13 protein-coding genes are annotated in these 16599 nt (G+C 45.8%); 6 read left to right on the top strand and 7 right to left on the bottom strand.

The window, feature by feature from the left end:
* Positions 1-29 precede the first annotated feature (29 nt).
* A complete protein-coding gene (locus R3D00_27380) occupies positions 30-1391 on the bottom strand; it encodes a hypothetical protein (GenBank protein MEZ4776927.1) in 1362 nt (453 codons plus the stop codon).
* 165 nt (positions 1392-1556) lie between these two features.
* Between R3D00_27380 and R3D00_27385 the strand changes: the two genes are divergently transcribed.
* The 5 genes from R3D00_27385 (at position 1557) to R3D00_27405 (ending at position 7536) form a co-directional block, all read left to right on the top strand.
* On the top strand, positions 1557-2891 hold the full coding sequence (locus tag R3D00_27385) for a CHAT domain-containing protein (GenBank protein ID MEZ4776928.1): 1335 nt from the start codon (positions 1557-1559) through the stop codon (positions 2889-2891).
* Between the two features lie 434 nt (positions 2892-3325).
* The gene (locus R3D00_27390) at positions 3326-3970 is read left to right on the top strand and encodes a DUF4253 domain-containing protein (protein MEZ4776929.1); all 645 of its coding nucleotides are present in this window, start codon (positions 3326-3328) and stop codon (positions 3968-3970) included.
* A gap of 214 nt (positions 3971-4184) precedes the next feature.
* The gene (locus R3D00_27395; GenBank protein ID MEZ4776930.1) at positions 4185-5303 is read left to right on the top strand and encodes a DUF4268 domain-containing protein; all 1119 of its coding nucleotides are present in this window, start codon (positions 4185-4187) and stop codon (positions 5301-5303) included.
* A 184-nt stretch (positions 5304-5487) separates the two neighbouring features.
* Complete coding sequence (locus R3D00_27400) at positions 5488-6006, top strand: 3'-5' exoribonuclease (GenBank protein ID MEZ4776931.1); 519 nt, start codon at positions 5488-5490, stop codon at positions 6004-6006.
* A 654-nt stretch (positions 6007-6660) separates the two neighbouring features.
* Positions 6661-7536: an ADP-ribosylglycohydrolase family protein gene (locus R3D00_27405; GenBank protein ID MEZ4776932.1), complete on the top strand. Its 876-nt coding sequence runs from the start codon at positions 6661-6663 to the stop codon at positions 7534-7536.
* Here R3D00_27405 and ggt read toward each other — a convergent pair.
* The 6 genes from ggt to R3D00_27435 form a co-directional block, all read right to left on the bottom strand.
* Positions 7533-9239, bottom strand: a complete 1707-nt coding sequence (gene ggt / locus R3D00_27410) for a gamma-glutamyltransferase (GenBank protein MEZ4776933.1) — start codon at positions 9237-9239, stop codon at positions 7533-7535. The two genes, R3D00_27405 and ggt, sit on opposite strands and share 4 nt — an antisense overlap.
* A 190-nt stretch (positions 9240-9429) precedes the next feature.
* The gene (locus tag R3D00_27415; GenBank protein MEZ4776934.1) at positions 9430-10656 is read right to left on the bottom strand and encodes an MFS transporter; all 1227 of its coding nucleotides are present in this window, start codon (positions 10654-10656) and stop codon (positions 9430-9432) included.
* Between the two features lie 179 nt (positions 10657-10835).
* Positions 10836-11681 carry a hypothetical protein gene (locus R3D00_27420; protein MEZ4776935.1) on the bottom strand — a complete coding sequence of 282 codons (846 nt, stop codon included), beginning with the start codon at positions 11679-11681 and terminating at the stop codon, positions 10836-10838.
* 67 nt (positions 11682-11748) lie between these two features.
* Positions 11749-12801 carry a sugar phosphate isomerase/epimerase gene (locus R3D00_27425; protein ID MEZ4776936.1) on the bottom strand — a complete coding sequence of 351 codons (1053 nt, stop codon included), beginning with the start codon at positions 12799-12801 and terminating at the stop codon, positions 11749-11751.
* A gap of 18 nt (positions 12802-12819) precedes the next feature.
* A complete protein-coding gene (locus R3D00_27430) occupies positions 12820-13974 on the bottom strand; it encodes a Gfo/Idh/MocA family oxidoreductase (GenBank protein MEZ4776937.1) in 1155 nt (384 codons plus the stop codon).
* Between the two features lie 64 nt (positions 13975-14038).
* Positions 14039-14842, bottom strand: a complete 804-nt coding sequence (locus R3D00_27435) for a DUF5694 domain-containing protein (GenBank protein MEZ4776938.1) — start codon at positions 14840-14842, stop codon at positions 14039-14041.
* 238 nt (positions 14843-15080) lie between these two features.
* Between R3D00_27435 and R3D00_27440 the strand changes: the two genes are divergently transcribed.
* Positions 15081-16511 carry a glycosyltransferase family 39 protein gene (locus tag R3D00_27440; GenBank protein ID MEZ4776939.1) on the top strand — a complete coding sequence of 477 codons (1431 nt, stop codon included), beginning with the start codon at positions 15081-15083 and terminating at the stop codon, positions 16509-16511.
* The last annotated feature ends 88 nt before the right edge of the window (positions 16512-16599 follow it).

The raw sequence follows: 16599 nt of genomic DNA on the forward strand, positions 1-16599 counted from the left end.
CATTAAACAATAAGACGTACAACAGAAGTTTATTTTGATCCCCGTTTCAACCATGATTTGGGTAATGGGATAACACAGATATTCATGGATTTTCCATCTTCGGAAAGCATGGCCGACTGGATCTGGATTTTGGTACCATCGGCGTTAAATGATGGATGTGGGTGGTCGGCGGCGGTAGCTTTGTGACCAGCGGACAACAACATCATCTCTCCGGTATGGCGGTCAATCAGATAAATATTGCGGGAGAAATCATCCCCAACCGCAAAACGCCCGTCAGGCGAACCCGTAACGTGCCACAAACCACTTCCTTCCTTTGTCTGCCCCACAATCCGCATTTCCCGGGTCTCTATATTGACGATGGCGAGTCCGGTAGGCTTTTCCCTTGTACCACAAGGCCCCCATGCGGCTTCCTGTCCGGGATTTGAACCTCGCACATCAGTAGGCGCCGGGCGGCCTTCGGCATCAACCCCCGGAATGGCCCGGTGGCCCATTATGGCAATCGCAACTTCCGTTGGCGTAATAATCGCTTCATGGGTGACCCATTCATAAGGAGATTCGGGATAAAGTGGGCGAAGGCCTGTACCGTCTGCGTTGACAATCCAGGTGCGCTGGGGGGATTTTCCGCCGGTTTCCCAGCAAAAAACAATCTGCCCCGAAACCCAGGGATTACTCTGTAAATGCCCCATTTGAAACGGAACGGACACCACATGTTTGATTTCTCCGGTTGAGACATTCATCCCTGCGATACCACCCGGCCCTGCACCCATATTGCGAGGCCCAAAATTGTCCTCCATTTTTGTCCCTTCTGCCAGATGTTTTGCCGCCTCATTTTTTCCTACCCGAAACCAAACCCATTCCTCATCGGCATCGAGGGCCATATCGCCGTTAGCTTCAAGTTCAGCGGGAATCACACCGCAAACTTTCTGGTATTCGGAGGCCGGTTTGAGGGTCCCCTGCTTGCTATCTTCAAACAACTTAGCCAGATCCACCTGTACAACTTCACTAGCCTTGTCGCCCTCTACATTGGAAGCCGGGCGCATAAAAAACAGTCGCATCGATTTCCTGGCAATATTCAACATGCCGCGGTATCCGCCTTCGGTAACCTGAACCATGTCTCCAGTTTTTTCATTGACCGCCATCGCCTCGCCTTTCACACGGTCTGAGCGGAAAATAAGCCATTGGCCATCCGAAGTCCATTGATTATGTGTCTGATATATTTTGGCATCTCGTCCCAGCGTGCTGGTCACAAATATCAGTTCGGCCCCCGTTACAGGGTCTTTCACCACTTTTCGCTCGGAAGGAAAACGTTTTCCAATTTGCGCGTGAGCTGGCAGACAGGCTGCCAATCCCATGATGGCTATCGTTAAAATTAGTACCACTTTATTTCTCATAGCAGAATTCCGGTTAAAGTCATGTCCAAAAGGGCGTTTAGGCGCAGAATGCAAAAGCGCATGCAGCATATAGTATCAATGTAAAAAAAAAATCCTATTCCCCCAATCCCCCAGAAACTCCAGAGAAATCCCCGGTTCTTTCCTATATTCACAAAAAACGCCCCTATGCCCGACGACAATAACCTCCGCCTTCCCTTTGGTGAAAAGTCTTCTTTTGATATGGATACGGCTGACTACCGGGGCGATTTTCGCGATATGATTCAGTCCAGGGCATACAGGATTACCCCGGAGATGGAAGAATGGCTGAATAAACCCATTTCCGAAACCTCCATTGTCGCCTGCCTGCGGTCTTTTTATGAAAACGCGCCGGTCGGACTGCTGATCTACTTTTTTGAAGATGATATGCTGAAAGTTTATTTTCTCACCACACAGGGATTTCAGTTTCAGGGGCAGGCAGAAGTTACTCTGGAGGAAATGTCGCGTCTGGGTGACGATCTGAGTATCGGGCTGAATCTCAACAAACATTCACACAACCGGGCACCCCGCAAAAGAGGCATGGAATGGGGGGAGGAATCTGAACAGGAATCGCCTATTGATGCCCGGAATATCATTCGCACCATCAGCGCTCTCCTGTTTCCCGAGGGTCTGGGCGAAAACATTCTGGAAAACAAAACCGAACACCTCATTGTCATTCCTGCCCTCAATATCCAGCAGATTCCTTTTGCAATTTTAACCCCATTTGCTGACGATACGCTTTTTATCGACAAATGGTCTTACTCCATGGCCGCAAGTCTTTACGAAATTGCCAGGCTTACGGTGCGCAAACAGGTGGCCAAAAGCGGGGAGATCGGCTTTGATAAACCCACAACCCTGTATCGCGATGCGCTGTTTGTAGGAAATCCGGTATTTAGTACAGAAGGCAACTGGATTCTGCCTCCGCTTCCCGGTGCAGAAGAGGAGGTAAAAAATATTTCGGGACAGTTGTCTGTGGCACCCGAACAGGTGCTGATCGGACCCGCCGCCACTTTACCGGAGATAAAAAATAAAGGGGGCAACGTTTCGATCCTCTATCTGGCTACGCATGGCATCGCAGATCCGGAGAATCCGCTGGATGGGAGCGGGTTGTTTTTCACCCCTACAGAAGACAATCCGCAAGGCTTCTGGTCGGCGAGGGAAATTCAGCAGAATCGGTTTTCTGCCATTCTGGTCATTCTCAGCGCCTGCCAGACAGGGCTGGGGCAAAGTCAGGACACCGGGGTGATCGGGCTCAGCCGTGCGTTTCAACTCGCAGGAGCAGAAAATATTATCATGAGCCTTTGGTCGGTGGATGACAATGCCACCAACAGTCTGATGCAGCTTTTTATGAAAAAAATACACGAACCCCACCGGTTTTTTCCCTGCGAACCGCTGCGTCAGGCCATGCTTGAATACCGCAAACAGAATCCCGGAGCCGAACCCGTTTACTGGGCTTCGTTTTCTACATTCGGGATCCCGTATTAGACCACAAAATTGAACGCTACTACCCTGCCTGTTTTCTGCCCATAATCTTCTCTTCGTTTTTGTCGCTCTCCTATGGTCAGATGAGCCAGTTACGAACAGATGCCCGATCCGCTGAAGCAGGAAATGAAAGCCTGTGAAAAATGCACACACCTGATGGGAAAAATGCGACCGGAAATGCGGAATTGTTGTATCACCCTGCGCCCCTATCTTTGATTTCCTGACTAATTCGCCAAAACATGCCCTGGCGATCCAAAATATCCACACAAGATCATTGCAGATCAGCCAATTATTAAGAAATTGGGATGGTTACGTTGGGACGACGGAAAAGAATTAACGATGGAATTGCAGAGAGAAAAAAACACCGTAAACAGGCAAAAGTGAAGCTGATGCGACAATCCCGGACTCACGAAATAACTAAAAAAAACCGCAATCATATGGGACTATTTGACAAACTTTTCGGCAAAAAACAAACAGGCAATAACGCCCCATTTTCAGCAGACACTCTGACAGACAACGAAAAGCAACTTTGCAAAAACGCAAACCTTTCCGGGGAGGACGGTTTGTTATTGAAAAAGCTGACACAACAACCCATAGAAGAGCTGAAATTTGAGTATGAATATCAGGAAACTGAAAAGCCAGATGCTATTGGCAGTTGGGCTACCGAAGAAAACGCAAGAAAAATTGTGTTAGACAACCTTGACCACTTTAAGAAACAGGGGAAATACATTTTCATATTCGGAATTGCTCAAAACGGATACATAGTTGGCCTGACAGGTGCGACTTCTGACCCATATAAACTCATGGAGAAGGCCGAAACGAACGGTATGAATTACGACATTGAGACAAAACATATAATCGAAAAATATAAAAAGTGGGACAACACATTTGGTATTATACCCATTAGCATTGGCTTTGACTTTTGCGAGTGTCAAATCAAAAACACAGACATAGACTATAAAGCATTAGCTCAGGAAGTCTATGAATTTTGCCCAGACGTTGTTGACCAGGGGACAGAAACAGTAGAAGCACTTGAAGCAGAAATAAAACGAACGGGGAGAATCTACTTATGGTGGGATTAAAAACTACTACCTGCCATTCCGTTTTCACGCAGCGCCCGGCACAGGTATCGATCGTCAACACAAACCTTTGTCCCCCCCGACAGCCTGGATATTGTTGAGACAAATGCTTGAGATTTCAGGGAAAAGGGATGATATTTATAGTATTCAATAAGGAAATAAACGCTACGCGTGGCGGATATGGGGATGTTCGCACACATAATAAAAGACGACCAGAATGTACCTGATAGACAAAGAAAAAAATAGAATATTCAAACTGAAAGAAATGACTTTTTCCGAACTGAAATTCAGAGAAAGAGAACATTTACAGGAATGGATTGCTAACAACCCAAACTCACTTGGAGAAGAACTTCTAATTATTCAGAAAGAATTTAGTGGATTCAATGAAACGAACGAAAGACTTGATTTACTCGCATTAGACAAGTTTGGAAACCTTGTAATCATTGAAAACAAACTTGACGACTCAGGAAAGGACGTTACTTGGCAAGTAATCAAATATGCTTCGTATTGTGCTAGCCTAACAAAACAAGACATACTAAAAATTTACCAAGACTTTTTAGGAACTTCAGCAATCGCCCAAGACCGAATTTCAGAATTTTATGATAACAAGGACATTTCAGAAATCGTCTTAAATCAAGGCTTGAACTCACAAAGACTAATTCTCGTAGCAGCAAATTTTAGAAGAGAAGTAACATCGACAGTTTTGTGGTTAATGAACTTTAAAATTAGACTTCAATGCTTCAAAGTGACACCTTTTGCTTTTGGGGAACAGCTCTTTTTAAATGTTGAGCAAATTTTACCAACCAAGGACACAGAAGACTTTGCAATAAGTATAGCAACAAAAGCACAAGAAGAAATTGAAGTTCAGGAGACATTAAAAAGCAGACATCATATTCGACTAAAATTTTGGGGACAATTTATAAATGCAAGCAATCAAGTAAACAACTTGTTTTCAAACAACTCCCCTTCCAAAGACAATTGGATAGGTAAAGGAATTGGAATGAGCGGTGTAAACTTAAATTTCGTGGCAACTAGCAACTATTGTCGTGGTGAAGTTTTTATTAATCGCGGGAACAAAGAAGAAAACAAAGAAATATTTGACTACTTCTATGCTATGAAAGACAAAATTGAACAAGATTTTGGAGGACAATTGGAGTGGGAAAGAATGGACGACAACATAACTTCACGAATTAAAAACCAATTTGACGGAGTGAGTTACTTCGAAGAAAGTGATTGGAAAAAGATGAACGAATTTCTAATTGACGTTTCTGTTCGGATGGAAAAAGCATTTAAAGAACCAATCAAAAAACTGAATAACTATTGGAAAAACAAATAATTACGTGTGCTAACAGCACCTACCCACAAGTGGCGGTTCAGTGGTTAAATCAAGCTTTGTGTCCGCCTCAGGCGGATTTCTACTTGGTTGATCCGCAGGGGCGGATGCTTCGAAATTGCGACCTTCGGGTAGCGGCAAACCGTTAGTGGCAATTTTACCGACACCCAAAACAAACTAATGAACAATGGCATATATAATGGTTGACATAGAAAGCGACGGACCTATTCCAGGTGACTTTTCTATGATTTCTTTTGGAGCAGTTTTAGTTGACGAACAACTTGACAAAACATTTTATGGCAAACTTAAGCCCATATCTGACAAATATATTCCGGAAGCACTTGCCGTATCGGGACATTCAAGAGACGAGACTTTGACTTTTGACGATCCCAAGATTGTAATGACAGACTTTGCCGATTGGATTAAAACGACTTGCAAGGACAGACCTATTTTCATTAGCGACAATAATGGTTTTGATTGGATGTTCGTTTGTTGGTATTTCCATCACTTCATCGGAGCAAATCCATTTGGATTTAGTTCGCAGAACTTAGGGAGTCTTTACAAAGGCATTGAAAAAGACACCTTTAAAACATTCAAGCATTTACGAAAAACCAAGCATACGCATAATCCAGTGGATGATGCAAAAGGTAATGCGGAAGCATTGCTTACAATGAAAAAAGAGTTTGGATTAAAGATAAAATTCTAATGGCATACTCAATGAAGAAAACTGAAATCATGGATTATCCCCCGGAGCAGTTGAACTAATATGGGTTCCACCTTTTATGTTGAAACAAGAAAAACAATGGACATTTACAAAAGGAATAACAGTTTGGCATATCAAACAACTTGAAGACGGTCTTTCTTGGTTATTATACCCAAAAGAACTATTTGCAAACGACGACAAGGCGAACTAATAAAAACTGCCACCAATATCGTATTGGCAATAGTGAGGCTGACAGGAGTAAACTCAACAATTGCAATTCTATTGGGCATTTGTGCAAATGGATTTTGGCAATCACGGGGCGCAAGGAATAGGTTTACCCACAATTGCAAAAACGACAGCAAAAGGACATTATCAGACCATGTGTGGGCCAGAATCTATGCAGATCTGTTCAAAATGATAGAAATAAAAGCGAGTGGGACGAAAGCCCGGGAACAACACATGGTTTATGGTAGCTAATGATTTTTTTAATAACTTCCCACTGGGAAGGCCTGTCTGCACCGGCAGATCAGCTCGGTAAGCTTTATTGGCATAACTCTTAGAGTTAGACACCAACAAGTTATCTGATCGATTTCTGTTTTTTCAAAAAACTATTTTTCCCTCCCAAACATGGGCTAATAGATTTCAAAAGATGATAATATGATCGTAGAAGGCGCAATTGGTGATGCTTATGGAGCGGGTTTCGAGTTTGCCGACCGGGCAGTAATTGAGGCGCACAATAACCTGAGCGGGTACATTCCCCACCCTGTTTATGCGTCCATTAACCAAAAATATACTGACGATACGCAGATGGCTGTTGCCCTGGTCGAATTGATTTTAAGCGGAAATGACTGGAACAGCCTGAACATCGCCAATGCCTTTGTTACTTCCTTTAAAAGAGATCCGAGAGAAGGTTATGCAAGACGCTTTTATGCCTTTTTAACCGAAATAGAAACGGGGCAGGATCTATTGGATAAAATCATTTCAAAAAGCGAGCGAAATGGCGCTGCCATGCGGGCTTACCCTTTAGGTGCGCTCCATGATATTCAACAAATAAAGGAATGGTCGCGTATTCAGGCTGAGGTAACCCACCAAACTCAAAACGCAGTTGTGGCTGCCGAGGCCATTGCATTGATAAGTCATTTTTTTATCTATGACCTGGGAACAAAAGAAGAATTGTTGGATTTTGTCCGCAATCATACCGGGCACAACTGGGCAGGAAGCTGGAAAACAGAAGTTGAAACTAACGCTATCCAGACCGTAGAGGCGGTTCTCGATATCATGATCTCCGGAAAAAAGTTATCCCAGATGCTGATCGATTCTGTCAACCTGGGCGGAGACGTGGATACAGTGGCATCGCTGGTTCTTGCTATCGGATCAGCTTCAAAAGGCTATGAAAATGACCTTCCCCAAAATCTTTACGACGATCTGGAAAACGATAAATTTGGAAGAGATTATTTAATCCAACTGGATCAAAAATGGGCCTCATTCGTTCAGGATCAACTGAACAACAGAGGAGCTTTCCCCCAAACCTAAAATCCTCCCGCTGTATCATCGCCTCTCGGATCAGCGCCGCCTTCCAGCCTGCCGTCTGGCAAAACCAATATCGCATCCACCCGACCGATGGCGCCGCGGACATTAAAACTATGCCCCATACGCTTCAGGGTTTCCATGACGGGCTTGGTCAAAGCGCCGTCTTCATAATCAATCTGGTCAGGCAGCCATTGATGGTGAAACCTCGGTGAGGAGACAGATTGCTGCATGCCGTAACCATAATCCACAACGTTGAGGATATTTTGAAAGACAGAAGTGATGATCGTCGAACCGCCGGGCGTGCCTACTACCATCAGCAATTTTCCCTCTTTCTCAACAATCGTAGGTGTCATCGAACTGAGCATTCGTTTTCCGGGCTCGACGGCATTCGCCTCGGCGCCTACGAGACCGTAGGCATTGGGTACACCTGGTTTTATACTGAAATCATCCATTTCATTGTTGAGGAGAAAACCTGCGCCACCTACTACCACACAAGAACCATACCCGCCATTGATGGTTGTGGTAACGGAAACAGCATTCCCCTCTGCATCGACGATCGAGTAATGCGTAGTCTGCTCGCTTTCAGCCAGGGGCGGCACTCCGGCTTCTATGGAATCGCTTCGGGAGGCTTTGTCTGCATGAAAGTTGCGCATGCGCTCAGAGAGGTATTTTTCATCGAGCAAGCCCTGAACCGGAACCGGATAAAAGTCCTGATCGCCGAGATGTTTTGCCCGGTCTGCATAAACCCTGCGCTCCGCTTCGGTAATCAGGTGAACGGCTTCCGCAGAATGATGGCCGTATGGGGCAAGTGGATAAGGTTCTACCATTTTAAGCAATTGCATCAGCGCGATACCCCCACTGGAAGGAGGCCCCATGCTGATAATTCCCAATCCGCGATAGGTTCCCCGTACTGGTTCGCGCCATACCGAGCGATAATTTTTTAAGTCTTCATGCGTCATGATACCATTTCCCCGCTCCATTTCCGCAACAATTTTATCTGCCGTTTCCCCTTCATAAAATCCCGCTTTTCCATGGTCGCGGACCAATTCTAGTGTATGCGCAAGGTCGGGGTAACGGATCATATCTCCGGTATGCCATGCTTCCCGGCTGGTAAATACATTTTCAGTAGTATTGTATTGGAGAAATCGCTGCATACTGCTGTTCAGTCCTTCCGCCTCCTTTTCGGTCAACGGAAAACCATTGGCAGCGAGGTCTATGGCAGGTTGAATCAGCGTAGCTATAGGCAATTTTCCCAACGAATCATGCGCCGTAAACATGCCATCTACGGATCCCGGCACTCCCGCTGCCAGGTGTCCCAGCCAGCTCAGATTTTCAATTACATTCCCCGCACTGTCGAGATACATATCGCGGTGTGCAGCAGCTGGGCCCATTTCCCGGAAATCGAGGGTATGAACCGTGCCATCCGCTTTTCGGGAAACCATAAACCCGCCCCCACCAATATTACCAGCGGCGGGCAAAACAACAGCCAGCGCAAAATGAACGCCGACCATGGCATCAAATGCATTGCCACCCTTTTTCAGAATGTCAACCCCCACCTGCGTCGCCAGGGGATGGGCAGAGACGACCATGGCCTTTTCGGCAAATACAGGGGCTTTTACCTCCGGTTGGGATACCGGCTGCTGGCAGGAAAAATATCCGGAACCAACTAAAAATGAGACCATTAACAAAGTCAGACGGCGATACATAAGATAAGTGCTAAAGGTGGAAAACGAACCAGCCCTACACCGGGTGGGCAGGGCTGGAAATTCGAGTAATAGTAGTGTTAAATCGGCTTTTATATATCTAATATACCAGTTTTTTCTTTAGTTACACATATTTCTCAGAACTTTCAGACTGGTATATATTGTCAATTTTGAAGTTGAGGAAGCGCAGTGGTTATGCAGCTACTTTTTCCGCAACGTTTTCCTTTGTATGATTTTTCATCCAGAAAAAGAGGATGGTGAACATTACAATCAGTACTACAGGAAAGAAGAAAATTGTCCCCAAAGTTTCCTGTCCGGTAAATAATTCCAGATCATTACCCGTAAGCCCCTGAGCAATACCTGCTTCGCGATTGGAGTCGATCCAGCGACCGATGACAGGTTGCATAAAATAGGAAGACAACATGCCCAGTGCTCCCACAACAGACATACCCAATGCACCACTCTTTGGAATATAATCAGCGATAAAGCCAATCATATTGGGCCAGAAATAGGCAACACCCAGTGCAAAGATGATAGCAACAACATATACTACCGGGCCTGTCAATTGAGTAAACAGGAATAATCCCAGAGCGGCGAGAACCGCAGAGCCGAGCAATACGCCTGTAGTATTAAACTTATGAACGGCATTCCCGCCAAAGTAACGGGCAACAGCCATCGTTCCGGTGATCAAAGCCAGTACCAGCATAGGCGCAGCACCACTTGACTTCAGGATCAACTCCACCCACTGGGTAGGGCCAAATTCGGTCTGTGCGGTAAACCACATACATACCAGCATAAAAATAAACAAGGGAGAGATCATAGCTCTCAGGTTACCTGACAAAGTACCGGCCTGTGCAACTTTGGCTTTTGGCCAGTCTTGTCCCCAGAAGAGATAAGCATAAACGATGGTAGGAATTAAGATAATCCAGATCTGCGCCTGCCAGCTCATTCCTGCTCCCGTCATAAAGAAAGAAACCAAACTTCCGATCACGATACCACCAGGAAACCACATATGGAAACGATTCAGCATTTTGCTCATCGTATTTCCTTCGTAGGTATCTGCAATCATTGGGTTACAAGCTGCTTCTGTACAGCCGTTACCCAATCCTATCAAAAAGGTAGAAAGCATTAAGGTTGCGAAGCTACCAGCGAAAATGGTCATAATAATACCAACGGCATGCGCAAAAAATGCAAACTGCATGATAATTTTCCCACCTACATTGTGATAAATCAATCCGCCGATAACCATGGAAATAGGAAATCCAAAAAACCACATCGAGTTGATCATCCCCAGTTGTTCGGCAGACAAACTCAGTTGCTCGCCAAGCTGTGGGAGAATCCCAGCTCTGATACTAAACGACAGAGCCGTCGTAATCAGCGCAAAACAACTCCCGTAAAATAGTCTGTTTTCTTTTGTCATTGTTCTTGTTTTTAGTAGAGTAGTAATTACAATAGGTAAAAGCCGGACAAATCAGCATATGTTTTATCCGGCAGGAGAGGTAGATTTAGATTTGGGTAGTAGAAATTCGCATAGGCAAATACAGATGTCTTTAATCTTTCCTTTGGTAAATTACATCAATTGAAACAAAATGTCAATTTTTACTTACCCCTGGCTGCGGTTTCGGGATTAATCGTAAAAATCATCTTGAGTAAAACAGGTTCTGAATTGTTTAATTTCAGATCACCGGTAAAGTCATAAAGGCTTCCCCAGTCAAAATGGCGTTTATGTTTGACCTCTTCCACAAACTTGCCGTCTGTTTTGATATCCCCGCCAAAGAGCATCGATTCACCCACAACAGCCAGCATGACGTCAGTGCCTTCCGGCGCATTTACCACCCGGAAACTTCGCTCCAGGCCGATTCGGTTATCGTCTGCTTTTTTACGAAGTACAAATTCCGGGGATTCCTCCACGCCAATCTGCGAACCGTCATCCATGACCAGTGCATAGTGAAGCGTTACTTTATTGTCTGCAATGGAATAGCCCCTGAATTCTGTTTTGGGATAAGACATTGTCCCATTGCGGCTTATTTTCCAGATTTTCTCTACGGGAGGTTGATCGATAATCGGGTATCCCTCCGCTCTGGTGAACTTTTCATTTTCGCGTTTGACTACTCCCAGGCCTGACCAGCCTTTGTAAATCGCACAATGTGCGGTATCATAGCCAAGCCAAAGCGTTTTGTCCAGAGCCACTACCAGAAATTCACCATTGCCGTCGAGTTCCGATTTAAATACCCAGTTTTCCCGGGGCCGTGAGATTACAGGTATAACCTCAACCGGTTTGGGCGGTTTTTCCTTTTTTACCTTTTCAGGCTTATCCTTTTCCGCCTTCGGCTCTTTTTCAGCTTTCTGCTCTTTTCCAGGCTTTTTTTCCTTCGTTGTTTCTGTCTGGGCCTGAATGGGTAAACTAATCAGAAAAAACAGAATCGTACACAGTAACCATCGCATAAAACAATTTTTTAATAAAAATGACATGGGCGCCTGCAAGTACAGACGCCCACGATTAATTTCATAATTACAGGCCAAGAATTTTACGGTTGGTAACCTCATCCACCCCGCTGTCGGCAAAGTCGTCAAATGCTTTTTCCGTAACGCGAATGATATGGTCTTCGATAAACATCGCACCTTCGGCTGCGCCTTGTTCAGGATGTTTCAGACAACATTCCCATTCCAGCACGGCCCATCCGTCATAGTCGTATTGGGTAAGTTTGCTGAAGATCGCACCAAAGTCAATTTGTCCATCACCCAAAGAGCGGAACCGTCCTGCTCTTTCTACCCAGCCGGAGTAGCCGCCATATACGCCCGATCTTCCCGTAGGATTAAATTCGGCATCTTTTACGTGAAACATTTTGATAAATTCGTGATAAATATCAATATGATCCAGGTAATCGAGTTGTTGCAGAATATAGTGGCTGGGGTCATACAGCATATTTACCCGTTTGTGGTTGCCGGTAGCTTCGCGAAACCGCTCGAAAGAGACCCCATCATGGAGGTCTTCTCCGGGGTGAATTTCATAACACACGTCCACGCCGACTTCGTCAAATGCATTCAGGATTGGCATCCAGCGTTTGGCCAATTCGTCGAACCCGACTTCCACCAACCCGGCGGGACGCTGCGGCCAGGGGTACATATAAGGCCATAACAAAGCGCCAGAGAATGTAGCGTGAACATCTATCCCAAAGTTGCGCGAAGCTTTGGCAGCCATTTTTAATTGATTGACGGCCCATTCGGTACGCGCCTTCGGGTTGCCATGTACTTCTTTGGGAGCAAAACCATCAAACATCAGGTCATAACAAGGGTGTACAGCCACGAGTTGCCCCTGAAGGTGAGTGGAAAGTTCTGTAATCTCCACACCAGCTTCGGCAGCGATGCCTTTCATCTCATCGACATAGGTCTGGCTTTCTGCCGCGAGTTTCAGGTCGATGGCGCGGCTGTCCCAGCTGGGAACCTGCACACCGACAAAGCCCAGGTCTGCGGCCCATTCGCAAATATTTTTAAAGTTGTTGAATGGGGCCTGGTCGCCCATAAACTGAGCGAGAAATATAGCGGGTCCTTTGATTGTTTTCATAATAATAGTAGGGGATGATTAACTTTTAAACTTATACCATTTCTCGTTGCTGTTGGAGGATTCGACGACACTTTCAATAAATGCCATTCCTCTTACCCCATCATCAACTTTGGGGAAATCCATATCAAACTCAGAGGGCGTTTCGCCATTGAGTTTTTTGCGCAGGGCGCGGGCAAAATTGCGGTAGATATTGGCAAATGCTTCGAGATAACCTTCGGGATGCCCTGCCGGGATACGGGTATGCGCCTGGGCACTTTCTGAAAGTGCGCCAACGCCTGTGCGCAGTATCCTTACCCCATCATTGGTTTTATGGAGGAGCGTATTGGGTTCCATCTGGCGCCATTCGAGGCCACCGGTTTCTCCGTAGATGCGAATATTGAGGGCGTTCTCTTCGCCCTGGGAGATCTGGCTGGCATGCAGCACGCCCTTTGCACCGTTGTCAAAGCGGAGCAGGACGTTTCCATCGTCGTCGAGTTTACGGCCTTCTACGAAAGCGGTAAGGTCTGCGCAAAGTTCTGTGATTTTCAACCCGGTGATAAACTCCGCGAGGTTTTCGGCATGTGTACCGATATCCCCCATCGCACCAGCTATACCAGATCGGCTTGGGTCTGTACGCCAGTCTGCCTGCTTCTGTCCGCTTCCTTCGAGGAAAGACGAAAGCCAGCCCTGTGGGTATTCTACCACTACCTTGCGAATCTTGCCAATGGCACCACTTTTTACCATGTCGCGCGCTTGTTTTACCAGCGGATAACCGGTGTAGTTGTGGGTGAGCGCAAACATCAACCCGGAGCTATCTACGAGAGATTTCAGCGCTTTGGCTTCGGCAAGTGAAAACGCCAGCGGTTTGTCGCAAACTACCGGAAACCCATGTTCCAGTGCCATCTTTGCCGGGGGAAAGTGCATGTGGTTGGGCGTGACGATGGAGACAAAATCCATACGTTCGCCGACGGGTAGTTTTTTCTCTTCAAGAATCATCTCCTCAAAGGAACCATATACCCGGTTGGGAGGAAGATAAAGATCCTGTCCCGATGCTTTGGATTTTTCAGGATTGCTGCTAAAGGCCCCACAGACCAGTTCGATTTCGCCATCAAGGGCAGCAGCCATCCGGTGTACGGCACCAATGAAAGCACCACGGCCTCCACCTACCATACCCATTCTCATTTTTCTGCTCATATCAGAAGGATTGTATTTACGTTATGTGAATAGTCCTTCTAATATAGAAAAAAATCGTTTTTTACTACTGAATATTCAAAAACTGGGTGGGATCTTCCCATTCAAAACGGGGGTCGGCGTCGATCAGTTCGTGTAAAACTGCGGCATAACCGGAGTCGACAATCACGATCACCTTCTGATCTTTTGGAGAAACAATACGGCTAAGATTGGCGAGAAGCTCCATATGATATTTATACCACTCGGCGAGAATAGACGTACCGGAGGCCGTACCTGCATTGGAAATCTGGGTCAGTCCTTTTATATAAGAACCGTGTTCGTAACTCAGGTTCCCGGGATTATTGAGGTAGGCAAAATAACTGCTCAACGTTCCGTAATTGAGATGCTGCTGCTTGGCGGTCTCAATTCCTCTCCCGGTCTGAACCATCATATCCACTGCGGGAGAGTGGAAATCTGCCTGTACCTCAGACAAATAGGCGCCCAGGTTAAATCCATCTTCTGTATCAACGCCAAACAAATGCGTATGACCGAGAAAACTGGCCAGCCGAAATCCTATCTGCTCTCTTACCGAACGGTTGAGAATATGAGTTCCCTTCAAAAATGCAAGGTAGTCTTCATCCAAACGCTGTTCCCACAATGATTGTGCAGGCACATCTACAATGACCTTGTCAGGCGAAAACCGTGCAAGCCCTTCCACAAGTGCGGCCACCTCTTTCTGCCGGCCGGGGCGCAGGATATCATGAGGCAAAAAATGGCTGCCCAAAACCATCACCCGGACTTTACCGGTATCCGGCGATGCCGGAGAAACAAACCCGTATTGACTCAGAGCAGAGACTATCAATAGCAGGAAAAAATACACCACGCTTCGCATGAGGTAAAAGTTTAGCTGTATAGATTTCCAGAATATACTTAACGCTGTATCAAAAACTATAAACTACCAGACGATCAACCGGAGGTTTGTGCTGCACAGACTTGTAATTTTTGTCCGGGTTTAATCATTATATCCCAAAATCAGTAAAAAGTTACACCTTTGACTGGCAAAAGGTTCATTTTTAGCAAAAACCACCTGTATATGCAGGGCGCAAACGCTTTTTTTCTATTTTGGCAATGTGAAAAATCTCAAACCATTTTCGTCCGTTTGGTGGCAGGGTAAATCATTGTGGCTCTTGCTTCCGGCAATCCTTGTTTTTATTGTGGGGAAATGGGCAGACCTTTCGCTACCATTCTTCTGGGACGAGTTGGGTGTTTACGGCAGGGGTATTCTCCACATGGTCGATCACGGGCCGGGTATGCTGCCCTCGTCGCTTCCGCCAGAACTCAGCCGCGGGCATCCTCTTTTTTTCTACTTTTTCTTTTCGCTGGGAGGATGGATTTCCGGGTTCTCTCTTCCTTTTCTTCACGGCATGGCGCTGTGGGTTACGATCGGGCTGTTTGCGGCGGTTTATTTTGCAGGAAAACAGTTGATGGGCGAATGGGTGGGGTTGGCTGCAACATTATTTATGATGGTAATGCCCGTTGTATTTGCCCAGGCTACCCTCATTTTACCAGAAATGATGCTGGCGCTGTTGGTATTTCTGGGATTATATACATTTTTCAAAAAGCGCTTCGGCTGGTATTTTATTCTTTGCGGCCTCGCCCTGCTGACCAAAGAGTCGGCGATTGTCCTTCCGCTGGCTACTGCATTATTTTCGATGCTTACCGCCCAAAATCTCCGTATCAGAAATACAGCCATTGCCCTTTCCCCTTTGACTGTATTTGCGCTCTTCCTGGCTGTTCAGCGCTTACAGAATGGCTGGTGGTTTTTTCCTTACCATGTGGAACTCGTTTCATTTGCCCCGGAAGAAGTCATCGATAAACTGGGGAGGATTCTGCGCTTTTTATTTATCGCGCAGGGCAGATGGGGCGGAATGGTGCTTCTATTGATTGGGGTAATAACTTTTGCATGGAATACACGGAAAAAGGCGACAACCCTTCATCCCTTTTTTCTGCTGGCGGGCATATTTTTTCTGGGATGGCTGGGTTTTAGTTCGCTCAACTTCTATATGGATCGCTACTTTCTGGCATTTTTCCCGGTTACAGGATTGTTTGCAGCGGCGGGTATCCGGGAAATGAGCCGGTTGCTGGAGAAAAAAGAAATTATCCTGGCAGTTCCGTTTGCTGGCGTGCTGATTTTACCTTTGTTGAATTTCACCACCCCAGACTTCCACTACGATGTAGATATCAGTTTCCGTCGTTTGGTGAATGTACAAATACAAACCACCCATTTTCTGGAAAAGGAAGTAGCGGAAGGAGAACTGTTTTTTGCAAACTTCCCTCTTTACAATGGCTTTCTGGACAATCGTTATGGATACATGCAGACAGAGGGTTCGTTCCGCCCAACGGTAGTCTACCATGATAGTTTGCGGATCATCGCCATCATACAACCTCCGCTGGACGCTGCATATACGATCCACATTGACCCTGCCAAAGAAATCTGGCGATATGAAGATGGGTACTCTAAGGCCGTTGTTTATGATTTGAAGAAAGACGAAAATTTTTAGGTAATAGTTAAAGGATATATTAATTTTATTAACCTTTTTCGTTAACTATATGTATAACAACTGTGGAAATCTGGTATAGAAGTAGAAA

The organism is Bacteroidia bacterium (assembly GCA_041391665.1).
GTDB lineage: Bacteria > Bacteroidota > Bacteroidia > J057 > J057 > JAGQVA01.